This window comes from Acidovorax sp. FW305-C-20-28, from assembly GCF_058783375.1.
Window position 1 is genome coordinate 1 of record NZ_JBYSYM010000057.1, and the last position, 24,604, is coordinate 24,604.

The window sequence follows — 24,604 nt, forward strand, 5'->3', positions numbered from 1 at the left end:
CGCCTTTCTTTTGGGTACTTTTCTTTGGCGAAGCAAAGACAAAGTACCTCGGCCGCCGGGCCGAGACCCGGCCTCCGCCCTTGGCACAGGCACACCATCCAAACAGCCGCGCCGGCGAGCACCCCCCAGCCCCGCCCACAGTCAATTAATCAATCAATCGCTGCTGCCACCCGTAACCGCCTTGACCCCGGCGGCGCCCACATCCACCGTGGCACCAACCACCTTGGCCCCCACCTTTACCGTGGTGGCCGCCACACTCACCGCGGCATCGGCCACGGTGACCACGGCGCAGCCGGTGCAGGACAGGGCGACGGCGGCGCATGCGATGGCCCAGCGCCATGTGGGCCCATGGGGAGGGGTGTCTTGTGCAGGCAAATGTGTCATCTCGGATTGTGTGTTGGGGATGTCAGGCGGCGGGAACAAAGAGGGCCGGGTCCACCATGGTGCGGTTGAGCATCACGCCCCAGTGCAGGTGCGGGCCCGTCACGCGGCCGGTGGCGCCCACGGCGCCCAGGCGCTGGCCGGCGGTCAGCACATCGCCCACCTTCACGTCGATGGCGCTCAGGTGGCAGACCATGGAGAGCAGGCCCTGGCCATGGTCCAGCCACACCGTGCCGCCGTTGAAGAAATACTCGCCCGTGTCGATCACGCGCGCCGGCAGCGGTGACAGGATGGGCGTGCCGGTGGGCGCGGCGATGTCCATGCCGCTGTGCGGGTTGCGCGCCTGGCCGTTGAACACGCGGCGCAGCCCGAACGAGCTGGAACGCCGCCCCGGCACCGGCACGCGCATGCGCAGCGAATCGAGCGCCTGGCCGGCGGGCTGCTCGGTGAAGGTGGCCATCACCAGGGCCTGGTGGTCGCGCTCACGCTCGTAGCGGGCCTGGTCCTCGGGTGACAGGTCCACCGTGCGCGGCGACACGGTAAGGTGCTGCTCCTTGTACTTCTTGGGCGCTACGGTGTAGGGCAGTTCCCGTGCAGCGCCGCCCTTGGTGGACTGCAGCGTGGCGTGCGCAGGCCCGGGCGCGGCGGCCAGCGGTATGCCCACCACGGCCGTCCACCCAGCGGCATCGCCCAGCACCAGCACGGGCAATGCTTCGCCCTTGGCGCCGAGGGTGTGCACCACGGGCCGTGCTGCCGCCGGCCCGAGCGGCAGGCGTGCCACGCCGCCCGGAACCAGCAGCGCCTGCGGCCACACGGTGGGCTCTGCCGGCCGGGCCTGTGGCTTGGCATGCAACAGGCCTGGCGCATGCAGGGACAGCAGGTCGCCGCCCGCAGCGAGCAGGGCGGTGCGCCGGGTCAGTGATGGCGTGGGGGGCGTGGGGAGGGAGCGAAGGGAGTGGGGCATGTCGCGATGGAAAAACAGGCGCCATTGTGCCGCGTCATCTGGGGAATTCGGCCTACATGGGCTCCCTCGGAGGCGCTTCAACAATCGCGCCATGCTCCAACCCGGTCGCGCCGTGCGCATTGCGCTCCTCACCTTCGTGGCCACTGCGGCCCTCGTGCTTTTCGCCCTCAATTTCACGGCCGGCGAGAAAAAGATCCAGCACCAGCTGCCGCGCTTGTACACCAGCGCCAGCCCGCAGTTCGAGCGCGCCATGGGCAGCCTGCTGGGCCCGGGCATCCTGCCGGGCAACGAGGTCAAGGAGCTGATCAACGGCGACCAGATCTTTCCGCCCATGCTCGCGGCCATCCGCTCGGCGCAAAAGAGCGTGACCTTCGAAACCTACATCTACTGGTCGGGCGACATCGGCAAGCAGTTTGCCGACGCACTGGCCGAGCGCGCGCGTGCGGGCGTGCCCGTGCACGTGCTGCTCGACTGGGTGGGCAGTTCCAAGATGGAGGAGAGCTACCTCACCGAGATGCGCGAGGCCGGCGTGCTGGTCGAGAAGTTCCACAAACCCCACTGGTACAACCTGGCGCGCATGAACAACCGCACCCACCGCAAGCTGCTGGTGGTGGACGGGCAGGTGGGCTTCACCGGCGGCGTGGGCATCGCGCCCGAGTGGACGGGCAATGGCCAGGACCCCGAGCACTGGCGAGACTCGCACTACCAGGTGCGCGGGCCCGCCGTGGCGCAGATGCAGGCCACCTTTCTGGACAACTGGCTCAAGGTCACGGGCAAGGTGGTGCACGGCGAGGCCTACTTCCCGCCCATCGCGCCGCAGGGCAACCAGCGCGCGCAGATGTTCTCGAGCTCGCCATCGAGCGGCAGCGAGAGCATGCAGCTCATGTACCACATGGCCATCACCGCGGCAGAGCGCAGTCTGGACCTGTCGGTGGCCTATTTCGTGCCTGACGACCTCACGCGGCAGTTGATGCTCGATGCGTTGAAGCGCGGCGTGCGCATCCGCCTCATCACGCCCGGGCCGTATACCGACACCGAGACCGTCAAGGCCGCCTCGCGTGCCACCTGGGGCCCGCTGCTGGCGGCCGGGGCCGAGATCTACGAATACCAGCCCACCATGTACCACTGCAAGGTCATGATCGTGGACCAGCGCATGGTGTCGGTGGGCTCGACCAACTTCGACAACCGATCGTTTCGCCTCAACGACGAGGCCAACCTCAACGTCTACGACTCCGCCTTCGCCGAGCGCCAGACCCGTGTGTTCGAGGATGACCTGAAACAGTCGAAGCGCGTGACGCTCGAAGACTGGCAGCGCCGGCCGCTCAGGGAGCGCGTGTCCGAGCGCCTGGCGGCCTTGCTGGAGTCGCAGCTGTAGGCAGGTCGGTGCGGGGCCGGCCACGCGTCTCGCTCACAGCTCGTTACTTCATGGGCATGCCTTGCGGGCCTTCAGGATGCTGCGCGTTTCTACAATTCCGCCCTTCAACAAGACAAAAGAGAGAGGGATGGCCATGGCGCAGCGGCGACGCATCCTGGCGGGCATATCGGCATGGTTGGCGACCTGGTTCACAGGGGCGCCGGGCAGTGCATCCGCAGCGGACGGCCCCACCGCCGGCCGAGCCGGCATCCACCCCTGGATCGATGCGGGCGACAAGGTGGTGGCCGAGGTGAGCGCCGATGGCAAGCTGGTCGCGCAGCTCGACCACCAGGCCACGCAGCCGGGGCTCCAGAAGCGCCCCGCGCTGGTGTTTGCACTGCCCGTGGGGCTCAAGCGCCTGCGGCTCAAGGGGCAGGTCACCCAGGGCGGCAAGGCATCGTCCTTCGACAAGACCTGGACGGTGCGTGACATGGCGCCCTTCTCGGCGCCGCTGTACGACCTGGGCAAGCCCTGGATCGAGCGCGTGCGCGGCCTGGCCGCCAAGCTGGAGCAAGGCACGGTCACCGTCAAGGCTGGCGACGGCGGTGCCAAAAAGAAGCCTGCCAAGGCCGCCTTTGAAGACCTGGAAAAAAGCCTGGGCACGCCCCTGCCCGCGTTGGTGCGGGTGCTGGGCGACTGGCAGATCCAGGTCGGTGACTCGTACTTTCTGTCGGCGGCTGCCATGCGCAAGGTCACCGACATGCTGCTCAGCGAAGGGGGCTACGAGCGCAAGGGCAAGGATGGGCTCGACACCCTTCTTGCGCCCGACGTGCGTGCCCGCTACGACCGCAGCCTGGCCGTGTTCATCGAGGTGGGCGACGGCCTCGGGGCCCTGGCCTGGGACCCGGCCGGCGTGACCCCCGGCGAGGCGCCCAGCACCTGGGGCGACCAGGGCAACCCCGGGGCCCGGCCCGGGGCGCCGGGCGAGGGCGTGTGGTACTGGCTGCACCAGGGCCATATCAACAAGCCCGAGCTGCTGCTGGACGACGATTACCGGCCCAAGACCGCAGAGGCTGTGTTCACCCATGTGTTCCAGCGCTTCGCCCTGTCGACCTTGGAATTGGCCGAGTCGGAAAACGACCTGGAGGTCGATACGGCCAACCCGCGCCCCAACCTGCTGCAGCTGCACTTCGACGGACCGCGCAAGCCGCGCCTGTGGCTGCGCAGCTATGACTACCACTACAGCCTGTATTGACTGACGCGCAGCGGCGCGCGGCGTTCATGCCATCGCGCCCGCACCAACTCTGAGGGGATGAATTCGATGGCACAGCAGCACGGGGCCCAGCCCCAGCGGCGGCGCATTCTGGCGGGCCTGTCGGCCTGGGTGGGGGCTGTCATGGCGGGCGGGTTTGGCGGGCAGGCCTTTGCTGCTGGGGGCATCTCGGCGGGCAGAGCCGGCATTCACCCCTCGGTGGAGCCGGGTGACCGGGTGGCGGCGGACGTGCTCGTCGATGGCAAGGTGGTGGGCAAGTTCGATCACCAGGCCACGGCGGGCGGGATCGCCCGGTCGCCGGCGCTGGTGTTCCCGCTGCCCATGGGCCTCAAGCGTGTGCGGCTGCGGGGCAAGGCGACCGTGGAGGGAAAGTCCGGCAGCTTCGACACCACCTGGAAGGTGCGCGACCTGGCGCCCATCCTGGGCCCGCTGTACGACCAGGGCATGCCCTGGATCGAGCGCGTGCGCAGCGTGGCGGGCAAGGCGGAGTTCATCCGCGTCAGGCCGGGCGACGGCGGCGCCAAGAAGAAGCCGGCCAAGGCTGCCTTCGCCGAGCTGGAAAGAAGCCTGGGCGTGCCCTTGCCTCCGCTCGTGAAAGCGCTGGGGGATTGGCAGATCGAGCTGGGGGACTCCAGTTTCCGGTCGGCGGCCGACATGGGCAAGGTCACCGACATGCTGCTGAGCGAGTGGGACTACCAGCGCACGGGGCCAGGCGGGCTCGACAAGCTTCTTTCGCGTGCTGTGCGGGAACGCTACGGCCGCAGCGTGAGCGTCTTCATCGAAGTCGGCGACGGGCTGGGTGCGCTCGCCTGGGACCCGGCCGGTGTCACCCCCGGCGAAATGCCCAACACCTGGGACGACAAGGGCCACCCCGGTGCCCGGCCTGGTCCGGCGGGCGAGGGCGTGTGGTTCTGGATGCACCAGGAGCGCCTGCACAAACCCGTGCTGCTGCTGGACGAGGAATACCGACCTCGCAGCGCAGAGTCCGTGATGAACGCCATCTTCCAGAGTTTCGTGTTCCTGCAGTCGTCGGAGGCCGAGGCGGACGACGAACTGACCTTTGACTCCGCCAATCCGCACACCAACCTGCTGCAGCTGGGCTTTGGCGGCCCCGGCCTGCCCAGCCTGTCGCTGCGTGGTTACGACTACCAGTACGGCTTGTATTGATTGATTCAGAGAGAGGAAGGTATCCCTATGGTGCAGAAACAAGGCCCGCAGTGGCGCCAGCGTGTGCTGGCCGCAGTGGTGGCCATGGCGGCAGGGCTGCATGGCGGGCTGGCCCTGCCGGCAGGGCCCGAGGCGGCTGCGGTGGCGGTGGTCCAGACCGGCAAGGCCGGCATCTACCCCGATCTGGCTGCGGGTGACCGCGTGGTGGCCGATGTGATCGTCGATGGCAAGGTGGTCGGCAAGCTGGACCACCAGGCTGCGGCGGGCGGGGGCAGCGCATCACCCGCGCTGGTGTTCGCTTTGCCCGCAGCCACCAAGCGCGTGCGCCTGCGCGGCCAGGCCACGGTGAAGGGCCAGTCCGCACCGTTCGACCGGAGCTGGAAGGTGCGCGACCTGGGGCGCCTGTCTGCGCCGCTGTACGACACCCGCAAGCCCTGGATCGAGCGCATCCGCGGTCTGTCCAAGGTGGTCGATGAGGGTGTTTCCGTCGACCGCATCGACGGCAAGGCGCTCAAGAAGCCCGCCAGCGCCCTCTTTGCCGACATCGAGAAAAGCCTGGGTGCTCCCTTGCCACCGCTGGTCAGGGTGCTGGGGGACTGGGATGTGAATGCCCGTCCATCGTCCGGTTTCGTCACGGTAGCGGGCATGGTCAAGGTCACCCACATGCTGGTGGAGGACTGGGGCCACCCACTCAAGGGCCCCAAGGGGCTGGACCAGATGCTGTCGCCCGAGGTGCGGGCGCGCTTCGACCGCAGCCTGGTGCTGTACATCGACACCGGCGACGGGATGGGGGCCCTGGCCTGGGACCCTGCGGGCATCACCCCCGCAGAGCAGGGCGGCGCCAAGCCCGTGGCCCGGCCGGGTCCTGCGGGCGATGGGGTGTGGTTCTGGGTGAACCAGAACAACCTGGACCAGGTGCCCACCCTGCTGCTCGATGAGGGGTTGCGCCCCATGACTGCCGAAGCCGCGATGACCCATGTCTTCGAGTGCTTTGTGCTGGCCTACGAAGACTCACCAGGGGACGACAACGAACTGGTGGTGGACACTGCCAGCCCGCGCGGCAGCCGGCTGGCGCTGGGCTTGGACAAGGCCGGCCGGCCTGAACTGGCGCTGACCAACTACCGGTACCGCACCTGCCTGAACTGAGCTTGGGGGGCAGCTGCAAGGCAGCCAGCCCTCAGTGCTTCACGAACTCGTAGGTGACGGCCTCGCTGTCCACCATGTCCAGCACCTCGTGCAGCGCATCCTCGTCGTCGGTGCTGCTCCACAGCTCTTCGGGGTCGGTGGCGAACAGGGGCTCGATGGCGATGTCCATGTAGCGGCCATCGGGCAGGCTCAGCACGGGCGTGCCTTCGGAGGTCTCGACCAGCTCCCAGTCTTCGGGGACGGACATTTCGAGTTCGATGGTGACCTTGAGTTTCTTGTTGGCCATGGTGGGTGTTCCTGTTGGATGGTTGGTTGTGGATGCGGGCAGGGTAACCCACTTCACCCGCCGCTTGTGACAGCTGCGTGATGGCATTGCGCCTGCTGTATCCTTTTGTTGCGAACCGCCCGCGCAGACGGTGGCGGTCGCACCGCCCCTACCTGCCCCCTCTTCACCTTCGGAGTTCCGTGAAATGATCGCCAAGAAAGTCCTCGCCCTGGCCGCCGCCGCTGTGGTCGCCACCTTGTCCCTGAGCCAGGCCGCCCAGGCCGGCCCGCGCCTGGACAAGATCATGGAGACCAAGGTGCTGCGCGTGGGCACGCCGGGCGACTACCGTCCCTTCGCCATCAAGACCGACGCCGGCCTTTCGGGCCACGACATCGACGTGATCGAGGCCATGGCCAAGGAGCTGGGCGTGAAGATCGAGTACGTGCAGACCTCCTGGCCCAAGCTGATGGCGGACCTGCAGTCCGACCAGTTCGACATCGCCGTGGGCGGCATCACGCGCACTGTGGCGCGCATCCGCCAGGTTGAAATGCTCCCCGGCTATGCACCCCACGGCAAGGTGGCCTTGGTGCGGGCCGTTGACAAGGCCAAGTTCAAGTCCATCGACGACATCAACAAGCCCAATGTGCGCGTGATCAAGAACCCGGGCGGCACCAACGAGACCTTCGTGCTGCAAAACCTCAAGGCGGTGCAGGCCAGCACGCACGAGAAGAACGCCGAGATCCCGGGCCTGATCGCCGAGGGCAAGGGCGACGTGATGATCACCGAGACTTACGAGGCTTTTGTGTACGCCAAGGCCGACCCGCGCCTGTACGCGGCGTTCATGGATGCGCCGCTGTCGCCGAAGAACTACCTGGGCTTCATGTTGCCCAAGGACGATGCCGACTACACGCGGCTCATGAATTTCGTCTGGGGCATGGTGGACAGCCGTGGCGTGCAGCAAGGCGCCGCCGACAAATGGCTGAAATAGGCCGCTGACTCACCGGGCTGGCTGGAGCCCGGCGCACCATGCCATCAGGCCTGCGCAATCACCTGCGCGCGGTAGTTTTCGCTGCCCTCGGCCCAGCCCAGCAAGCGGTCGATATTGGGGTGCTTGCCCGGGAAGGCCTTGGCATCGGCCACATGCTCGGCATACCACTCCAGGCCCAGGGCGGCCGCCTTGGGCGTGATGCTGCCGCCATAGAGCGCGGCCAGCGCGGAATAGACCACCAGGGAGCCGGTCTGGCCGGGCTTGTTCTCGATGGTGGCGATCACCTGGCCGTCGGCGCCCAGCAGTTGCAGGGAAGCGAGGTGGGCGGCGGAGGGCAGTTGCTGGAGGCGGGCGGCGAAGTTCATGGGGTGGAACAAAAGTCGGTGCGGTTGAACGAAAACCGCCGATCTTAGAGCCCCTCCGCGTTTCATCAAGCCAGCTGCTCAGTGTTTGATTGGCAACTTCATCGAATCATCGACCGGCGTCTCGGTGTGCATCACGCACTGCCAGCGCCCGCCGGCATGGATCCAGGTTGAGCTGTCGTGCATCACCTGTTCGGTCGCCTTGGCCTTGTCGCCGCGCGGCGCAACGCCTTGCTTCACGCGGTAGGTCAGGATGCCCATGGCATCGGTCGGAAACTCCACCTGCATGTCGCTGAACTCGAAGGCGGTGACCACCATCGGGCCTTCCTTGGCCATCTTGGCGTACATGGCGCGGTCGAACTTGAGTGCTCCGTGGCTGCTCACCATCATCGCGGGCTCTGCCAGCAGGTCGGTGGCGGCGCCGATGTTCTCGTCGACCATGGCTTGCCAGAACTGGGTTTCCAGGTCGATCAGGGTCTGGCGGGGAGCGGTTGTCGTGGGCATGGGGACCTCCGTTGTTTCACGAACAAGGGGCTATGGTGCCCCGATGCGGCCATCGCTGGGATCGGCTGGCGGCGATGGGGCGGGTAGGGGTTGGCTGACAGTGCGGCAAAAAGAGCAGCGGGCGCTCAAAGAACAAAGGCGCCCAAGGCGCCTTTGTTGTCTGTGTGGGGCCTACTTACTTGCCCCAGGAATCCTTCAACCCCACCGCCAGGTTGAACACCGGCTTGCCCGGCTGGTGGTCCACCCGGTCGGCGACGAAGTAGCCGTGGCGTTCGAACTGGAACTTGTCGTCCTTGTGGGCATGGCCCAGGCTCGGTTCCACGATGGCGGTCACGGTCTTCAGGCTGTTCGGGTTCAGGCCTTCGATGAAGTCCTTGCCGCCCGCGTCGGGCTGGGCTTCGAGGAACAGGCGGTCGTACATGCGCACCTCGGCGCTCACGCCGTCGGCCACGCCCACCCAGGTGATGGCGGCCTTGACCTTGACGCTGTCGGCGCCGGGGGTGCCGCTCTTGGTGTCAGGGACCACGGTGGCCAGCACTTCGGTGATCTTGCCGTCGGCGTCCTTGGTGCAGCCGGTGCACTCGATGACGTAGCCGCCCTTCAGGCGCACCTTGTTGCCAGGGAACAGGCGCTTGTAGCCCTTGGGCGGCACTTCCTCGAAGTCCTCGCGCTCGATCCAGACCTCCTTGCCGATGGTGAAGTGGCGCTCGGGGCTTTCCACGCCTTCGGGCGGGTGGGGCAGCGAGGGCAGGGTGCAGGGCTCCAGGTGGCCGGCGCCCATGACTTCGTCCCAGTTGGTGAGCACCAGCTTGACGGGGTTGAGCACGGCCATGCCGCGGAAGGCCTTGAGCTCCAGGTCTTCGCGCAGGCAGCCTTCCAGGGTGCTGTAGTCGATCCAGCTGTCGCTCTTGGTCACGCCGATGCGCTCGGCAAACACCTGCAGCGATTCGGGCGTGTAGCCGCGGCGGCGCAGGCCCACGATGGTGGGCATGCGCGGGTCGTCCCAGCCGCTGACCTTGTGGTCGTACACCAGCTGGGCGAGCTTGCGCTTGCTGGTGATCACGTAGGTGAGGTTCAGGCGCGAGAACTCGTACTGGCGCGGGGGCGGGTTGCCCAGCAGGCCGCCTTCGGTGAGGCGCTCCAGCAGCCAGTCGTAGAACGGGCGCTGGTCTTCGAACTCCAGCGTGCACAGGCTGTGGGTGATCTGCTCGAGCGCGTCCTCGATGGGGTGGGCATACGTGTACATCGGGTAGATGCACCAGGTATCGCCGGTGTTGTGGTGGGTTGCGCGGCGGATGCGGTAGATCGCCGGGTCGCGCATGTTGATGTTGGGGCTGGCCATGTCGATCTTGGCGCGCAGCACCATGGAGCCGTCTTCATGCTCGCCGTTGCGCATTTCGCGAAAGCGCTTCAAGTTCTCGGCCGGCGTGCGGCTGCGGAAGGGGCTGTTCACACCGGGCTTGCCGAAGTCGCCGCGGTTGATGCGCATCTGCTCCACGGTCTGCTCGTCCACATAGGCGTGGCCGGCCTCGACCAGGTATTCGGCTGCGCGGTACATGAAGTCGAAGTAGTCACTCGCCTGGTAGGGCGCGGCGTCGGCGCTGCCGTTCCAGTCGAAGCCCAGCCATTTCACGGCATCGATGATGCTGTTGACGTACTCGGTGTCTTCCTTCTCGGGGTTGGTGTCGTCAAAACGCAGGTGGCACACGCCGCCGTAGTCGCGCGCCAGGCCGAAGTTGATGCAGATGCTCTTGGCGTGGCCGATGTGCAGGTAGCCGTTGGGCTCGGGCGGGAAGCGCGTGCGGATCTTGGCCGGGTCGGGCTGGCCCTTGGCATGGTGGGCGGCGTCGCCCGGTGTGCCACCCCATTGGCGGCTGGCGTAGGTGCCCTTGTCCAGGTCGTGTTCGATGATCTGGCGCAGGAAATTGCTCGTCTTTGCGGTCTCAAGGGCCGCTTCGGGTACTGCGGCAGGGGTATTTGCTGGGGTGGACGTGGTCATTGGCCCATTTTAGGGGGAGGCCGGTCCGTCTGCTGCACTGCAGCGTGCCCGGCCTTGCCGGCGGGCGCCAGGGGCCCACCGCAGACCCGCACCGCGCGGCGATTTGTAACACCACGGACCGCCCGAAAGCGGCCTGGGAAAGCCTGCAACCGCCCGCCAGGCCTGCGCTGGAGCGGCCTGGTGTGAACTATTGCGCAGGAGTGCGCACTCACGTGTACGTAAAGAAACAATAAAGATGGTGTTTCGTGCCATCCTTTCGGACATCTGGTGCGTTGAGTACCAGTGAGGCGAATCCCGAGCACGGGGGCCGCCTCCACTACTAGGAGATTTCCATGACGAAAACCCGTTCTATCCAGTCCATGGCCGCTGCCGCTGGTGTGGCCCTGGCGCTCTTCGCAGCCGCCGGCTCGGCCCACGCCCGTGGTGATGTCAATTGGTCGATAGGCCTGAGTTCGCCAGGCGTGGTGGTGGGCGTGAACAGCGGCTACCCGGTGTACTCGGCCCCGGCCCCTGTCTACTATGCGCCACGTCCCGTGTACTCGGCCCCTGCGCCCGTGTACTACGCACCACCCCCACCGGTGTACTACGCGCCCCCACCGCCCGTGTACTACTACCGGGGCGGCGGCTACGGCCACCACCACCATGGCCACGGCCATGGCGGCCGTCGCTGGGACCGCTGACCTGCTGCCGCCTGCGGCAACCCCCGGCTGAGGGTTGCCGCACTTTGCGCCGCCACATCCTTGTGGCGGCGTGTAGTGGGGCACGGACGGTCGCAGCGCGCACCGCATAATCCCGCGTTGGAAAGAACACAGGGCCGCCTGGCGACAGATCGGCGGCCTGGCCCAACGTCTGGAGACCCTGCATGTCCGCGAACAAGAAAACCGTCTTTGTCCTCAATGGCCCCAACCTGAACCTGCTGGGCACGCGCGAACCCGCCGTGTACGGCGCACACACCCTGGCCGATGTCGAGCAGATGTGCGCCGAGGCCTGCGAGCGCCATGGTTTCGCGCTGCGCTTTCACCAGAGCAACCACGAAGGTGCCCTGATCGACTGGATCCACGAGGCCGGCCGCCTGCACGCAGCAGGCGAACTGGCGGGCGTGGTGATCAATGCCGGTGCCTACACCCACACCAGCGTGGCCCTGCACGACGCCACCAAGGGCACGGCCATCACGCTGATCGAACTGCACATCAGCAATGTGCACGCCCGCGAGGCCTTCCGCCACCACTCCTACATCGCCGCAGCGGCCAAGGCCGTGATGTGCGGCTTTGGCGTGCGCGGCTACGCGCTGGCCATCGACGGCCTGGCGGGCATGTGATGGCTACTGGGGACGACGACGAGGACCTGAACCCCGCAGCCCCTGCGCGCGAGGTCGCCCGCTTGCCGTCCCCCGAGATCGACCGCCTGCGCGCCCTGGCGCAGCGCCACACCACGCCCTGCGGCAGTGGCGAAACCGTGTGGCACAGCTGGGGCGAGGCCCGCAGCGATGTGCTGCCGCTGGTGCTGCTGCATGGTGGCAGCGGTAGCTGGACCCACTGGGTGCGCAACATCGAACCCCTGGTGGCCGCCGGCCGCCAGGTCTGGATACCCGACCTGCCGGGCTTTGGCGACTCGGCCACCCCGCCCACGGGCGGCGATGCCGATGCCCTGGTCGAGCCCATGGCCGATGGCCTGCGCGCCCTGTTCGGCCCGCGGCCGGTGGACCTGGTGGGCTTTTCCTTTGGCGGGCTCACCGCCGGGCTCATGCTGGCGGCCCACCCCGAGCTGGCGCGCCAACTGGTGGTCGTGGGTGCCCCCGCCATGGGCGTGGTGGCCGAGCGGCCCGTGCGCCTCAAAGGCTGGCGCCACCTGCCGCCGGCCGAGCAGCTCGACATGCACCGCTACAACCTGGCTGCGCTGATGCTGCGCGACCCGACCCTGGTCGAGGGCCTGGCGCTCGAAGTGCATGTGGGCAATGTGGTGCGCGACCGCATGACGCGCCGCCGCCTGGCGCGCACCGACATCCTGGCGCGCTCACTGCCCCAGGTGGCTTGCCCGGTGCATGTCATCTATGGCGAGGCCGATGCGCTGTACCAGGGCGTCATGGCCGAACTGCAGGCCGCATATGCCGCCGCCACGCCCGATTTCCGTGGCATGGCCCTGGTGGCCGGTGCCGGCCACTGGGTGCAGTTCGAGCGGCCCGAGGCGTTTTTGCGAGAACTGCTGGTGGCGCTGACCGATGGAGCCAAGTGAGCGAGCGATGACCACTGAGGCACCCAAGGCTCCACCCATCGCCGCTGCACCCGAGGCCGCCCCGCGCCCACCCCGCCCACCGCAGGAAGCGCCGCGCGTCAACGGCCAGGTCGCCGTGCTGCAGGTGGACGAGCGCGAGGTCGAGATCACCGCCATGCGCGCCCAGGGCGCGGGTGGGCAGAACGTCAACAAGGTATCGAGCGCCGTGCACCTGCGCTTCGATATCGCCGCGTCATCTTCCCTGTCCGAAGGCGTGAAGGAGCGCCTGCTGGCCCTGCGCGATTCGCGCATTACCCAGGAGGGCGTGGTCGTCATCAAGGCCCAGCAGTACCGCAGCCAGGACATGAACCGGGCGGATGCGATGGAGCGGCTGAACGCGCTGGTCAACACGGTGGCTGCGCCGCCGCGCGTGCGGCGGGCGACCAAGCCGACCTATGGCTCCAAGCAGCGGCGGCTGGAGGGCAAGAGCCAGCGCAGTGCGACGAAGGCGTTGCGGGGTCGGGTGGTGGATTGAATGGAAGTGCCAGCCATGATTGACCCCCTGATTCCGGCAGTGAGCCAGGCGCAGTCCGAAGGTGCGGTGGTCGTGTTGAAATGGGACGGCCAACGCGACGCTGACGGCTGTACTGTGGTGATCTCGCGAAGCGATACCGGGTATTCATACCGTCAAGATGGGGACGACATGGTGGCGGTACTCGCGAAGGCGTTGGCGGACTACCGCAGCGTACATTGAGGTCCACAAGTAAGGCACGGCCCGCACCAGCGCCCGTCTTCGGCAAGTCGCTGTTTACCGCCAAAGACCTGACCAGATGTGAGCGGTATAGTGGCTTCAATGTACCGGCTACTGTCTTGTAATGAAGTGCGCTAATGTGGCCCTTGTAGCCGTCTTTGTTTCGCCGCTGGCATTGGCCTTAATTTCGGGATGCGCGGCCATTGCAAGCGTTGAGGGCACCAAACTTGGCCTCCTTTGCTGGATCTTCTTGGCGCTGGCGTCGGCAGTGGCTCTTTTGAACCTCTACCTTGCCTTTCTTCGTCCTGTGCTCTATGCCAAACGCCATGCGGGTTCTTCAGGCGGGTACAAACACGCTTCTGGCATTCCTGTGATCGGTTCTATCCTCACGGCCGCTGCCATCTTGGCTGGTTGGGGGCAGATGCCTGTGGCAGTTGCCAGCTTGTTCCTGCTTCTGGCTGATGTAGGTGGGACCGTCTGGTTTTTGGCGATCATGAGCCGGGACAGTTCGTTCTGGACTGACCGCTTCGAAAGCACCTGAAGCCCTTCGCAAGCTCTCTGCGCTAGCTTCGACGGCGTCAGCGAACTGCAGCCCGCTTTCAATCCCCTAGATTCACCCCAAAAACGCAACAATCCGTTTGACCTCTGGGGCTTGGTCTCGGCTTTGGTAAGTCCTACAGTACCTCTCAGACCCTAGAGAAAGTACGCCCCATGTCCGCCACCACCCAAGCCCCTTCTCCTCCTTCTTCTTCGTCCGCCACCGTGCCCGCCCTGTTCGTATCGCATGGCGCGCCGCTTTTCGCCATCGATGCCGGTACCACCGGCCCCGCGCTCACGCAGTGGGGGCAGGGGCTGCGCGCGCAGTTCCCCGGGCTGCGCGGGGTGGTGATCATGTCGCCGCACTGGATGGCGCGCAGCCCGCAGGTGATGACGGGGCCGCAGCCGGCCACTTGGCATGACTTTGGCGGTTTTCCGCAGGCGCTGTACCAGCTGCAGTACCCGGCCCCGGGTTCGCCTGCGCTGGCGCAGGAGGTGCTCTCGCTGTTGCAGGCCGCCGGCGTGGCCGCGCAGGGCGATGCCGCGCGCCCCTTTGACCATGGCGCCTGGGTGCCGCTGATGCATTTGTTCCCCGATGCCGACCTGCCCGTGGTGCAGGTGGCCCTGCCCGCCAGCGCGGGCCCGGCCGAGGTGTATGCGCTGGGCGCGGCGCTGCGCGGGCTGCGCAGCCAGGGCGTGCTGGTGGTGGGTTCGGGCAGCATGACGCACAACCTGTCGGAATTCTTCGGCGGGGCGCGCGAGCCGGCGCCCTATGTGCTGGAGTTCAGCCGCTGGATCGAGGGCGCGCTGGCCCGGGGCGACATGCAGGCGCTGCTCAACTACCGCAGCCAGGCGCCGCACGCCACGCGCGCGCACCCCACGGAAGACCACTTTCTGCCCATCTTCTTCGCGCTGGGCGCGGCGGGCGACGACCTGCAGCCGCAGTACCTGAGCCGCGAGGTGATGTACAGCATGCTGTCCATGGATGCCTTTGCCCTCCAGCCCGCTGCACACTGAGCGACGAGCAAACCTCTTCTGGCGTCGTTGCTGCGTCTTGCCGTACTTGCAGTACTGTCTGCGACGCAGCGCCTGGCCAGAACCGCTTCGCTGAGCTTTGTTCGCCGCTCTCCGGCATCCCTTCAACATCAAGATTCATGACTACACCTCAACTGCCGCTGACCTACCTGCACCGCCCCGCCACCGCCGGCACCCCCGAGCCCTGGCTGCTGGTGCTGATGCATGGCGTGGGCAGCAACGAGCAGGACCTGTTCGGCCTGGCGCCGCATGTGCCCGGGCGCTTTCATGTGCTGAGCCTGCGCGCGCCGTTTCGCATGGGGCCGGGCGCCCATGCCTGGTTCGAGTTCTCGGTCCTTCCCAATGGCGAGCGCCGTATCGACGAGGCGCAGGAGCTGCAAAGCCGTGCGCTGGTGGCCCAGGCGGTGGAGGCCGCTGCGGCCCAGTTGGGCGTGCCCGCGAGCCGCGTGGTGGTGGGCGGGTTCAGCCAGGGCGGCATCATGTCGCTGTCGCTGCTGCTCACCCAGCCTGCGCTGCTGCAGGCCGCCATGGTGTGGCACAGCCGCCTGTTGCCCCAGGTGCTGCCCGCAGCCGCGCCGGCGGCTGCGCTGCAGGGCAAGCAGCTGTGGGTGAGCCATGGCACACAGGACAACGTGATCCCGCTGGCGCAGGCGCATGCCATTCGCGAGCACTTCGCGCAGTTGCCCGTCGCCCTGAACTACCGCGAGTTTCCGGGCATGCACGAGATCCGCCCGGCCGAGCTGGCTGCTACTGTGGACTGGTTGCAGGCGCTGTAGGAATCTCCCGCGTGCTGCGCACCTGTTGCGTGCGCGCAGCGTGCCCGTGGAGTGAACAGGGCGTTACTTCTCGGGGGAACCTAAAAGGTTTCCAATGGTCTGGCCTGTTTTGAGGAACCCTCTGCATGCCCGACCCAGTGCTCGACCACGACCGCGACTTCTCCGAACTGCGCAGCGACCACCGCCCGGCACCGCCGAGCAGCGGGGTCGGTGCCACCGCGGTGGTGGCGACCGTGCTGGTCGTGGCCCTGGTCGGTGCGGGCTATGCGTGGTGGCGCTGGCAGGCCGGCAACGGCGCGCCGGCGGAGCCACCGGCCAGCGCGGCACCGCCCGAGGCGGCCGCGCCCGCTGCATCGGCACCCGTAGCCGCGGCGTCTGAACCCACGGGCCCGCAGAACCTGATCGAGCCCCCGGCCGATGCGGCCGCGCTGCCGGATCTTGCCGAGTCCGATGCGGCCGTGGCGCAGGCGCTGACCGAATTGCTGGGCCAGCCCTCGGTGGGCTCCTTTTTGCAGCTCGATGGCTTGGTGCGCCGCGTGGTGGCCACGGTGGACAACCTGCCGCGTGCCCAGGCGCCCGCGCGCATGTGGCCGGTGCAGTTGGCGCCGCGGCGCTTCAGCGTGGAAGGCGTGCCCGGCACCCATGGGCAGCTGGCCATTGCGGGCAGCAATGCCGGGCGGTATGGCGCCTTTGTTGCCTTTGCCGAGGCGATTCCCATGGACCAGGCCGTGGCCGTGTACACGCGGCTGTACCCGCTGTTCCAGCAGGCGTACGAGGAACTGGGCTACCCGGGCAAGTATTTCAACGACCGCCTGGTGGCCGTGCTCGACCATTTGCTCAAAACCCCCGAGCCCACCGGCCCGCTGCTGGTGGCGCTGACCGAGGTAAAGGGAGACGTGCCCTCCACCCGGCCCTGGGTGCGCTACGAGTTTGTGGACCCCCAGCTGCAGGCCCTCTCCAGCGGGCAGAAGATGCTGGTGCGCATGGGGCCCGACAACGAAAAGCGCCTGAAGGCCCGGCTCGCCGAGTTCCGCAAGCGCGTGGCCACCGGTGTGGTGCCCAAGGCGGCGGGCAAGGGGGCGCAGGCCAAGCCGCAGGCCGCTGCAGCCAAATCGGCACCGGCGGCCAAAGCGCCTTAGCAGCCGGCCAAGCTAGTCGGCGACGCGCACCACGGTCTTGCCGAAATTCTGCCCCTGCAGCACGCGGCGCAGCGCCTGGGGCGCGTTCTCCAGCCCGTCCACCATGTCCTCGCGCAGGCGCACCTGGCCCTGGGCGATCCAGCCGGCCATTTCGCGGCGAAAGGTGTCGAAACGTTCGCCGTAGTGGTCCATGATGATGAAGCCCTGCATGCGCACGCGCTTTTGCAGCAGCGTGGCGGTAAGGCGGGGCAGGCGGTCCGGGCCGGCGGGCGGCGCACTCTCGTTGTAGTGTGCGATGAAGCCGCACACGGGCACGCGGGCGTGCAGGTTCAGCAGCGGCAGCACGGCATCGAACACTTCGCCGCCCACGTTCTCGAAGTAGACGTCGATGCCCTGCGGGCAGGCGGCTGCCAGGCGCGCCGCCAGATCGGGCGCGCGCCGGTCCAGGCAGGCGTCGAAGCCCAGTTCCTCCACGGCGTGCCGGCATTTGTCGGCGCCGCTGGCAATGCCCACCACGCGCGCGCCCTTGATCCTGGCGATCTGGCCCACGATGGCGCCCACGGCGCCGGTGGCCGCGGCCACCACCACCGTCTCGCCCGGCTTCGGTTGGCCGATGTCGAGCAAGCCCACATAGGCGGTGAAGCCCGGCATGCCCAGGCCGCCCAGGGACTGCGAGGGCTGCGCCGCATCGCCCAGCGCCAGCAGGTCGCTGCCGTCGGACAGGGCGTAGTCCTGCCAGCCGGCGTTGGCCAGCACCAGGGCGCCTTCGCGGAACTGGGGGTTGCGCGAAGTCACGACCCGGCTCACCGTGCCGCCGACCATGGGCGCACCGATCTCCACGGGCGGGGCGTAGCCGGGGCCGATGGGGTCCATCAGGTTGCGCATGTAGGGGTCGATGGAGAGGTAGAGTGTCTTGAGCAATACCTCGCCGTCGGCAGGCTCGGGCACAGGTAGCGTCTGCAGCCCGAAGTGCCGGGGCTCGGGCAGCCCTTCGGGGCGTGCGGCCAGCGTGATGCGGCGGTTGGTCGGGGTGGCCATGGTGGTCATGCCGCTGCAGGACGGGGGCCGTGGCGCAGCGTGAGCAGCGTACCGAGCGTGAGCGCTGCCAGCGCGAACGCCGGACCGCCCAGGGCGCCCACATGGTCGACCATGATGCCGCCGAAGATGGCGCCGCTGGCAATGGCGACCTGGAAGGCCGCCACCAGCAGGCCGCCCGCGCCCTCGGCCTGGTCGGGCGCGGCGCGCACGATCCAGGTCTGGAAACCCACGGGGAAGGCGCCGAAGGCAAAGCCCCACAGCGTGACGGCCACGGCCGTGATGGCGGCCGACTGCCCGGCCACCAGCAAGGTGGCGGCCAGCACGGCGATGACGGCGCCGCCGGCCACGACGGCATGGCGCTCGCTGCGCCCGGCGATCCAGCCGCCCACGAAGTTGCCGAAGAATCCGCCCACGCCATAGCCCAGCAGCACGGCCGTGATGGTGGCCACCGACAGGTGCGTGACCTGCTCCATCAGCGGGCGGATGTAGGTGAAGCCGGCGAAGTGGCCCGAGATGACCAGCAGCACGGCCAGCAGCGCCACGCGCACGGGTGGGCGGCGCAGCAGCTCGGCCAGCACCTGCAGGTTGGGGTTGTCGCGCGGGGGCAGGGCGGGCAGGGCCGCCAGTTGCACGGCCAGCGTGATGAGGCTGATGCCGCCGGCTGCGATGAAGGCGCTGCGCCAGCCCCACAGGTCGCCCATCCATGCGCCGATGGGCGCCGCACACACGGTGGCCACCGACACCCCGGTGAGGATGAAGGACATGGCCCGCGCGAACAGTGAAGCCGGCACCAGCCGCATGGCCAGCGCGGCCGACATGGACCAGAAGCCGCCCAGCGCCACGCCCAGTGCCACCCGGGCCACGAGCAGCGTGGCCAGGTTGCTGGCCAGGGCCGAGAGCGCATTGGACAGCACCAGCAGCACGGTGAAAGCCAGCAGCACCAGCCGGCGGTCGATGCGGCGCGTGAGCAGCGGCAGCGAGGGCGCGGCCACGGCGGCCACCAGCGCGGTGACGGTGACGGCCTGACCGGCCGCGCCATCGCTCACGCGCAGGTCGCTGGCCATGGCGGTGAGCAGGCTGGCAGGCAGGAATTCGGCCGTGACCAGGCCGAACACGCCCAGTGCCATCGAGGCCACGGCGGCCCAGCGCGCCTCGGTGGGCTCGGCGGCGGGTGGCGGGGGATTGTGGGGGGCGGCATCGGCCAGGGCACCGGCAGGGGCGTCGAGGCAGGTCGAGCAGGAGGAAGGGGAAGACACGGGAATGGCCCTGGGGATGGATGGAAGGCCATGGTAGGAATAAGATGCAGGCGTTTCCATGCCCTAAAAGCCGAAATGCTTGACTTTTTATCCAGACCGTTCGACCAGGTATCGCAAGAGCCCTTTGCCGAGCCGCCGGACCTGCTGACCCAGATCCTGCTGGGCCTGCGGCTGGATGGCGTGGAGTATGGCCGCTGCGTGCTGCACCCGCCCTGGGCGATTGCCTTCCCGGCGCAGCGCTCGGCGCGCTTTCACTTCGTGGGCCATGGCGGGGCCTGGCTGCGCACGCAGGGCACCGACTGGCAGCGCCTGAACCCGGGCGATGCGGTGCTGTTGCCGCATGGCAGCTTCCACGTGCTGGCCAGTTCGCCCGATGTGCCGCCGGTGGACATCGATTCGCTGGCGCGCAAGGCCGTTTCGGAAAACATCTACCTGGTGGATGGGCGTGACGCTGGCCGCACGGCCCAGGTGGCCGCTGCCGCCGCCATTGCACCGCCGCCGCCCCAGGCCCCGGACGTGATGTTCTGCGGCGCGCTGCGCTTCAACCTGGACCCGTTGCACCCGCTGATGGCCATGATGCCCGAGGTGATGCTGGCCGGCGACCTGGCCCGGCGCGACACCATGGTGCCGGTGCTGCTGGAGGCCATGGAGCGCGAGGTGGCGCAGGACCGCATGGGCGCTTGCGCCATCCTGGCGCGGCTGGCCGATGCTCTGGCGGCCAGCATCATCCGCGCCTGGGTGGAGTGCAGCTGCAACAGCCCTACGGGCTGGATCGCGGCGGTGCGCTGTCCGCGCATCGGCAAGGTGATCGCCGCCATCCACGCCGATCCCGAGCGCGACTGGAACGTACCCGTGCTGGCCGACCTGATGGGCGCCTCGCGCTCGCGCTTTTCCGAATCGTTCACGCGCACCATGGGCGAGAGCCCGGCGCGCTACGTGGCCAAGGTGAAGATGTCCCAGGCGCGCCGCTGGATCGCGCGCGACGGCATGCGCGTGGCCGTGGCGGCCAACCGGCTGGGCTACGAGTCCGAGGCCTCGTTCAGCCGCGCGTACAAGCGCATCATCGGGCAACCACCCAGCTCGGCGCGAGTGGAATAGGCTGCTTGCTACCGCGGCAGTGGCAGGGCCGTCTTGTAGCGCACCTGCTTGAGCGCAAAGCTCGAACGGATCTTCTCCACGCCCGGGATGGGCGTAAGCTGGTCCAGGATGAAGCGCTCCAGCGCCGCGATGTCGGCCAGCTGCACGCGGATCAGGTAGTCGCTGTCACCGCTCATGAGGTAGCACTCCATCACCTGGTCGTGCTCGGCGATACGGCGCTCGAAGTCGGCCAGCGATTCCTTGTTCTGCGCCTTCAGGCTGATGCTGATGAACACATTGAGCCCCAGGCCCAGCGCGGCCGCATTGGCCAGCGCCACATAGCGGCTGATGACGCCCGCCGCCTCCAGCGCCTTCACGCGCGCCAGGCACGGCGACGGCGACAGGTGCACGCGCCGCGCCAGCTCCACGTTGGACAGGGAGCCGTCGGCCTGCAGCTCGGCCAGAATGCGGAAATCCAGGGTATCCAGCTTCATGTGCTGCAGTGTAGATGTTTTGCCGCAGGAAGTGCTGCGCGAGAACCGTTGGTGGGACAAAACGGCATCCCATTCGGGGCGCTTGTGCTTACAGTCCATTGCATGAACGCCCCCACCGCACACCACCACCTGCTCATGCCTGCATCGGCCACCGCGTTGGCTGATACGGACCCCCAAGAAACCGCCGAATGGCGCGACGCCTTTCTGGCCCTGGTCGCGACCGAGGGGCCGGAGCGTGCGCGCTTCATGCTGCAGGAAATGGTGCGCCTGGCGCGCGCGGGTCGTGTGGGCTGGCAGCCGGACCTGAACACGCCGTATGTGAACACCGTGGCCGTGCAGGACCAGCCGGTGTTTCCGGGCGACCTGGCCATCGAGGAGCGCGTGGCTTCCATCGTGCGCTGGAACGCGCTGGCCATGGTGGTGCGTGCCAACCAGGCCTATGGCGAGCTGGGCGGCCACATCGCCAGCTATGCGAGCGCTGCCGACCTGTTCGAGAGCGGGTTCAACCACTTCTTCCGCGCCCGTGAAGGCCTGGGCGAGGGGCAGCACCGCGGCGACCTGGTGTTCTTTCAGCCGCACAGCGCGCCGGGCGTGTATGCGCGGGCCTTCCTCGAAGGGCGCCTGTCCGAGCAGGACCTGATGCACTACCGCCAGGAGCTGACGGCACCGGGTGCGGGCGCACAGGGCCTGTCGAGCTACCCGCACCCCTGGCTGATGCCGGACTTCTGGCAGTTCCCCACCGGGTCCATGGGCATCGGCCCCATCAGCAGCATCTACCACGCGCGTTTCATGCGCTATCTCACGCACCGCAACCTGCTGGACTGCGCGAACCGCAAGGTCTGGGGTGTGTTCGGCGATGGCGAGATGGACGAGCCCGAGAGCATGAGCGCGCTGACCCTGGCGGCGCGCGAGGGCCTGGATAACCTGGTCTGGGTGGTCAACTGCAACCTGCAGCGGCTGGACGGCCCGGTGCGGGGCAATGGCCGCATCATCGACGAGCTGGAGCGCCTGTTCGCCGGCGCGGGCTGGAACGTGGTCAAGCTGGTCTGGGGCAGCGACTGGGACGGCCTGTTCGCCCGAGACCTGACCGGCGCGCTGGTGCGCACCCTCGAAGGCACGGTGGACGGCCAGATGCAGACCTTTGCCGCCAAGGACGGGCGCTTCAACCGCGACAACTTCTTCGGCCAGAACCCCGAGCTGGCGGCCCTGGCCCAGGGCATGACGGATGAGCAGATCGACCGATTGAAGCGCGGCGGGCACGACCTGGTGAAGATCCACGCCGCGTATGCCGCTGCCGCCCGCCACCAGGGCCAGCCCACGGTGATTTTGGCGCACACCAAGAAGGGCTACGGCATGGGCACGGCCGGTCAGGGCAAGATGACCACGCACAGCCAGAAGAAGCTGGACGAGACCGACCTCATCGAGTTCCGCAACCGCTTCAACCTGCCGCTCAGCGACGAGCAGGCCACCAGCCTGGCCTTCTACAAGCCTGCCGAGGACAGCCCCGAGATGCGCTACCTGCGCAGCCACCGCCAGGCCCTGGGCGGCTACCTGCCGCGCCGCGACACCACCTGCGAGGCGCTGCCCGTGCCCGCCATCGGCAACTACGCCCAGTTCGCGCTGCAGGCCGATGGCAAGGAGATGAGCACCACCATGGCCTTCGTGCGCATGCTGGGCAGTTTGCTCAAGGACGCCACGCTGGGCCCGCGCATCGTGCCCATCGTGGCCGACGAGGCACGCACCTTCGGCATGGCCAACCTGTTCAAGCAGGTGGGCATCTACAGCAGCGTGGGCCAGCGCTATGCGCCCGAGGACATCGGCTCGGTGCTGAGCTACCGCGAGGCGCTGGACGGGCAGATCCTGGAAGAAGGCATCAGCGAGGCCGGCGCCATCGCCAGCTGGACGGCTGCGGCCACCAGCTACACGGTGCACGGCCTGGCCATGCTGCCGTTCTACATTTATTACTCGATGTTCGGTTTTCAGCGCGTGGGCGACGCCATCTGGGCGGCTGCGGACCAGCGTGCGCGCGGCTTTTTGCTGGGCGCGACCTCGGGCCGCACCACGCTGGGCGGCGAGGGCTTGCAGCACCAGGACGGCAGCAGCCACCTGGTGGCCGCGACCATCCCCAACTGCAAGGCCTACGACCCGGCCTATGCGGGCGAGATGGCCGTGATCGTGGATGCCGGCATGCGCGAGATGGTGACCGAGCAGCGCGATGTTTTCTACTACGTCACGCTGATGAACGAGAACTACGCCCAGCCTGACCTGCCCGAGGGGGCGCACGAAGGCGTGCTGCGCGGCTGCTATGTGTTCCAGCGCTTCGAGGCCGAAGGCGCCTCTGCTGTCACGGCCCGCCATGTGACGTTGCTGGGCTCCGGCGCCATCCTCACCGAGGTGGTGAAGGCGGCGCGGCAATTGGCCGCCGAGGGCATTGCCGCCACCGTGGTCAGCGTGACGAGCTGGAGCGAATTGGCGCGCGATGGTGTGGCGTGCGAGCAGCGCGCCATCGCAGGAGAAGATCAGCCGGGTACCCCCTGGCTTGCAGCACAGCTGGCCGCCACAAGCGGACCGGTGATTGCTGCAACCGACTATGTGCGTGCCGTGCCCGAGACGGTGCGCGCGTTCATCCCGGAGGGCCGCAAGTACCTCACCCTGGGCACCGATGGCTTTGGCCGCAGTGACACGCGGGCGGCGCTGCGGGAGTTCTTCGGGGTGGATGCCGCCGCCGTGGCGCGGGCCGCGAAGTTTGCGCTGGGGGCTGCGGCCGCCCGGTGAGCGTGGGGGGGCGCGAGCCCTTCATGGTGGATGACCGCATTCTGGGCGGCAAGCGTGGTGCGCTACGCTTGCCGCCCTTGTGTTTTTATGCGCGTGTTTCCCATGACCCAGCCCTTTGCCACCGTGGCCCTGACGGCCGAGAACATTGCCGACTGCGCGGACCTGTACCTGGGCGTGTTCAATGCACCGCCCTGGAACGATGGGTGGGAGCATGCGGCGGTGCGGGAGCGGCTGGCGGCGTTCATGGCCTTCCCGACGGCGCGCGGCATGGCGCTCCTGGTGGAGGGGGCACCGGTTGCGATGGTGCTCGGGTGGAAGGAGCGCTGGGTCAACGGGTGGACCTTCCACATCAAGGAAATGTGCGTGGCCGCGCCGGTGCAGCGGCAAGGGGCGGGGGCAGCCCTGATGCAGGCCTTGGAGGAGGTGTTGCAGGCAGAGGGCGTGGTGAGCCTGAACCTGCAGACCCTGGAGGAGGCACCAGCCTTCGGGTTCTATGAGGGCCTGGGCTACCGCAAGGGGCGGGTGGTGATGCTGGGGAAGCTGCTCTAGCGTTGACAGGCCCTGGTGTTGCTTCCAGGCCATCGGCAAACGGTCGGTGTGGAGCAGTCGGGGAACCCCCATTGCCCGCGGCGCAGAAGCGTTCTTACAATGTGTTGCAGTCAACCGTTGGAGGGCACCATGGCACATGTCACCTGGGACCACGATCCGCCTACCACCTGGATAGCGACGGTCAGTGGGCAAGCCGTCTGCTCCGTCAAGCGCAAGGACATCGGCGGCTGGACCGCGGGCTGGACGGATGAGCGCCTGTGGCCGCCGCCCTCCCATCTGCCCAAGGCCCAGCCCCAGCCCACGCGGTTCTTCAGCAGCTTGGAAGAGGCCAAGGTGGCGGTGGAGCAGGCGTTGGCGGCCTGAGTGCTGTTCGAGTTCTTCGGGGATTGGTGTGTCGCTGTGGTGGCAAGGTGTCGCGGCCTTGCCTGGAATCACCATCGCAGGCATTGGCCTGTAGCTGCTGTTTTGACGGCATGCCTCTGCCGCGGGCGGGAGCCGGGATGTGCGCCCGGCGGCGCAGTAACTTTCTCTTGGGCCGCCAAGAGAAAGTCACCAAAGAGAAG

The 24,604-nt window shown here is 67.8% G+C and carries 27 protein-coding genes; 18 read left to right on the top strand and 9 right to left on the bottom strand.

Annotation, left to right across the window (positions count from 1 at the left end; translation table 11 throughout):
• Positions 1 to 153 precede the first annotated feature (153 nt).
• Together AC3WOH_RS33490 and AC3WOH_RS33495 are read right to left on the bottom strand one after the other, a co-directional pair.
• The gene (locus AC3WOH_RS33490) at positions 154 to 384 is read right to left on the bottom strand and encodes a hypothetical protein (protein ID WP_492233647.1); all 231 of its coding nucleotides are present in this window, start codon (positions 382 to 384) and stop codon (positions 154 to 156) included.
• A 22-nt stretch (positions 385 to 406) separates the two neighbouring features.
• The gene (locus tag AC3WOH_RS33495) at positions 407 to 1,345 is read right to left on the bottom strand and encodes a peptidoglycan DD-metalloendopeptidase family protein (protein WP_492233648.1); all 939 of its coding nucleotides are present in this window, start codon (positions 1,343 to 1,345) and stop codon (positions 407 to 409) included.
• Between the two features lie 91 nt (positions 1,346 to 1,436).
• On the opposite strand from AC3WOH_RS33495, the gene AC3WOH_RS33500 reads away from it, so the two are divergent.
• The 4 genes from AC3WOH_RS33500 to AC3WOH_RS33515 all read left to right on the top strand — a co-directional run bounded on the left by AC3WOH_RS33500 (position 1,437) and on the right by AC3WOH_RS33515 (position 6,285).
• Complete coding sequence (locus AC3WOH_RS33500; protein WP_492233649.1) at positions 1,437 to 2,720, top strand: phospholipase D-like domain-containing protein; 1,284 nt, start codon at positions 1,437 to 1,439, stop codon at positions 2,718 to 2,720.
• A 133-nt stretch (positions 2,721 to 2,853) separates the two neighbouring features.
• Positions 2,854 to 3,954 (top strand): hypothetical protein, encoded by a 1,101-nt coding sequence (locus AC3WOH_RS33505; protein ID WP_492233650.1) that lies wholly within the window; start codon positions 2,854 to 2,856, stop codon positions 3,952 to 3,954.
• Between the two features lie 66 nt (positions 3,955 to 4,020).
• Positions 4,021 to 5,139 (top strand): hypothetical protein, encoded by a 1,119-nt coding sequence (locus AC3WOH_RS33510; RefSeq protein WP_492233651.1) that lies wholly within the window; start codon positions 4,021 to 4,023, stop codon positions 5,137 to 5,139.
• 27 nt (positions 5,140 to 5,166) lie between these two features.
• Positions 5,167 to 6,285: a hypothetical protein gene (locus AC3WOH_RS33515; RefSeq protein ID WP_492233652.1), complete on the top strand. Its 1,119-nt coding sequence runs from the start codon at positions 5,167 to 5,169 to the stop codon at positions 6,283 to 6,285.
• Between the two features lie 31 nt (positions 6,286 to 6,316).
• On the opposite strand, the gene AC3WOH_RS33520 is transcribed toward AC3WOH_RS33515, so the two are convergent.
• Complete coding sequence (locus AC3WOH_RS33520; RefSeq protein ID WP_409959096.1) at positions 6,317 to 6,571, bottom strand: hypothetical protein; 255 nt, start codon at positions 6,569 to 6,571, stop codon at positions 6,317 to 6,319.
• 184 nt (positions 6,572 to 6,755) lie between these two features.
• On the opposite strand from AC3WOH_RS33520, the gene AC3WOH_RS33525 reads away from it, so the two are divergent.
• Positions 6,756 to 7,538: a transporter substrate-binding domain-containing protein gene (locus AC3WOH_RS33525; protein ID WP_492233653.1), complete on the top strand. Its 783-nt coding sequence runs from the start codon at positions 6,756 to 6,758 to the stop codon at positions 7,536 to 7,538.
• Between the two features lie 44 nt (positions 7,539 to 7,582).
• Here the strand turns inward: AC3WOH_RS33525 and AC3WOH_RS33530 are convergent, their stop codons facing one another.
• The 3 genes from AC3WOH_RS33530 to AC3WOH_RS33540 form a co-directional block, all read right to left on the bottom strand.
• Positions 7,583 to 7,903: a DUF2322 family protein gene (locus AC3WOH_RS33530; protein WP_492233654.1), complete on the bottom strand. Its 321-nt coding sequence runs from the start codon at positions 7,901 to 7,903 to the stop codon at positions 7,583 to 7,585.
• 78 nt (positions 7,904 to 7,981) lie between these two features.
• The gene (locus AC3WOH_RS33535; RefSeq protein ID WP_492233655.1) at positions 7,982 to 8,404 is read right to left on the bottom strand and encodes a nuclear transport factor 2 family protein; all 423 of its coding nucleotides are present in this window, start codon (positions 8,402 to 8,404) and stop codon (positions 7,982 to 7,984) included.
• Between the two features lie 175 nt (positions 8,405 to 8,579).
• Positions 8,580 to 10,403, bottom strand: a complete 1,824-nt coding sequence (locus tag AC3WOH_RS33540) for a glutamine--tRNA ligase/YqeY domain fusion protein (RefSeq protein ID WP_492233656.1) — start codon at positions 10,401 to 10,403, stop codon at positions 8,580 to 8,582.
• A 332-nt stretch (positions 10,404 to 10,735) separates the two neighbouring features.
• Here AC3WOH_RS33540 and AC3WOH_RS33545 point away from each other — a divergent pair, with 332 nt between their 5' ends.
• The 9 genes from AC3WOH_RS33545 (at position 10,736) to AC3WOH_RS33585 (ending at position 16,852) form a co-directional block, all read left to right on the top strand.
• Complete coding sequence (locus AC3WOH_RS33545) at positions 10,736 to 11,083, top strand: hypothetical protein (protein WP_492233657.1); 348 nt, start codon at positions 10,736 to 10,738, stop codon at positions 11,081 to 11,083.
• Positions 11,084 to 11,265: 182 nt separating this feature from the next.
• Positions 11,266 to 11,721, top strand: coding sequence for a type II 3-dehydroquinate dehydratase (aroQ, locus tag AC3WOH_RS33550; RefSeq protein WP_492233658.1), 456 nt, complete (start codon positions 11,266 to 11,268; stop codon positions 11,719 to 11,721).
• On the top strand, positions 11,721 to 12,635 hold the full coding sequence (locus AC3WOH_RS33555) for an alpha/beta fold hydrolase (protein WP_492233659.1): 915 nt from the start codon (positions 11,721 to 11,723) through the stop codon (positions 12,633 to 12,635). Before aroQ ends, AC3WOH_RS33555 begins: the two co-directional genes overlap by 1 nt.
• 7 nt (positions 12,636 to 12,642) lie before the next feature.
• Positions 12,643 to 13,149: an alternative ribosome rescue aminoacyl-tRNA hydrolase ArfB gene (arfB, locus tag AC3WOH_RS33560; RefSeq protein WP_492233660.1), complete on the top strand. Its 507-nt coding sequence runs from the start codon at positions 12,643 to 12,645 to the stop codon at positions 13,147 to 13,149.
• Positions 13,150 to 13,164: 15 nt separating this feature from the next.
• Entirely contained in the window at positions 13,165 to 13,368 is a 204-nt protein-coding gene (locus tag AC3WOH_RS33565) for a hypothetical protein (RefSeq protein ID WP_492233661.1), read from the top strand.
• 136 nt (positions 13,369 to 13,504) lie between these two features.
• Positions 13,505 to 13,906, top strand: a complete 402-nt coding sequence (locus AC3WOH_RS33570; RefSeq protein WP_492233662.1) for a hypothetical protein — start codon at positions 13,505 to 13,507, stop codon at positions 13,904 to 13,906.
• 170 nt (positions 13,907 to 14,076) lie between these two features.
• Entirely contained in the window at positions 14,077 to 14,919 is an 843-nt protein-coding gene (locus AC3WOH_RS33575) for a DODA-type extradiol aromatic ring-opening family dioxygenase (protein WP_492233663.1), read from the top strand.
• A gap of 137 nt (positions 14,920 to 15,056) precedes the next feature.
• On the top strand, positions 15,057 to 15,713 hold the full coding sequence (locus AC3WOH_RS33580; protein ID WP_492233664.1) for an alpha/beta hydrolase: 657 nt from the start codon (positions 15,057 to 15,059) through the stop codon (positions 15,711 to 15,713).
• 125 nt (positions 15,714 to 15,838) lie between these two features.
• On the top strand, positions 15,839 to 16,852 hold the full coding sequence (locus AC3WOH_RS33585; protein ID WP_492233665.1) for a DUF3014 domain-containing protein: 1,014 nt from the start codon (positions 15,839 to 15,841) through the stop codon (positions 16,850 to 16,852).
• A gap of 12 nt (positions 16,853 to 16,864) precedes the next feature.
• Here the strand turns inward: AC3WOH_RS33585 and curA are convergent, their stop codons facing one another.
• Both curA and AC3WOH_RS33595 read right to left on the bottom strand, forming a co-directional pair.
• Positions 16,865 to 17,890, bottom strand: coding sequence for an NADPH-dependent curcumin/dihydrocurcumin reductase (gene curA, locus AC3WOH_RS33590; protein WP_492233666.1), 1,026 nt, complete (start codon positions 17,888 to 17,890; stop codon positions 16,865 to 16,867).
• A 5-nt stretch (positions 17,891 to 17,895) separates the two neighbouring features.
• Positions 17,896 to 19,146: an MFS transporter gene (locus AC3WOH_RS33595; protein WP_492233667.1), complete on the bottom strand. Its 1,251-nt coding sequence runs from the start codon at positions 19,144 to 19,146 to the stop codon at positions 17,896 to 17,898.
• 75 nt (positions 19,147 to 19,221) lie between these two features.
• On the opposite strand from AC3WOH_RS33595, the gene AC3WOH_RS33600 reads away from it, so the two are divergent.
• On the top strand, positions 19,222 to 20,244 hold the full coding sequence (locus AC3WOH_RS33600) for an AraC family transcriptional regulator (RefSeq protein ID WP_492233668.1): 1,023 nt from the start codon (positions 19,222 to 19,224) through the stop codon (positions 20,242 to 20,244).
• Between the two features lie 8 nt (positions 20,245 to 20,252).
• Here the strand turns inward: AC3WOH_RS33600 and AC3WOH_RS33605 are convergent, their stop codons facing one another.
• Positions 20,253 to 20,717 carry an Lrp/AsnC family transcriptional regulator gene (locus AC3WOH_RS33605; RefSeq protein WP_492233669.1) on the bottom strand — a complete coding sequence of 155 codons (465 nt, stop codon included), beginning with the start codon at positions 20,715 to 20,717 and terminating at the stop codon, positions 20,253 to 20,255.
• 102 nt (positions 20,718 to 20,819) lie between these two features.
• On the opposite strand from AC3WOH_RS33605, the gene mdeB reads away from it, so the two are divergent.
• From mdeB to AC3WOH_RS33620, 3 genes are all read left to right on the top strand, one after another.
• On the top strand, positions 20,820 to 23,492 hold the full coding sequence (mdeB, locus tag AC3WOH_RS33610) for an alpha-ketoglutarate dehydrogenase (RefSeq protein WP_492233670.1): 2,673 nt from the start codon (positions 20,820 to 20,822) through the stop codon (positions 23,490 to 23,492).
• Between the two features lie 102 nt (positions 23,493 to 23,594).
• Entirely contained in the window at positions 23,595 to 24,041 is a 447-nt protein-coding gene (locus AC3WOH_RS33615; RefSeq protein WP_492233671.1) for a GNAT family N-acetyltransferase, read from the top strand.
• 129 nt (positions 24,042 to 24,170) lie between these two features.
• A complete protein-coding gene (locus tag AC3WOH_RS33620) occupies positions 24,171 to 24,404 on the top strand; it encodes a hypothetical protein (protein ID WP_184866209.1) in 234 nt (77 codons plus the stop codon).
• Positions 24,405 to 24,604: the final 200 nt, after the last annotated feature.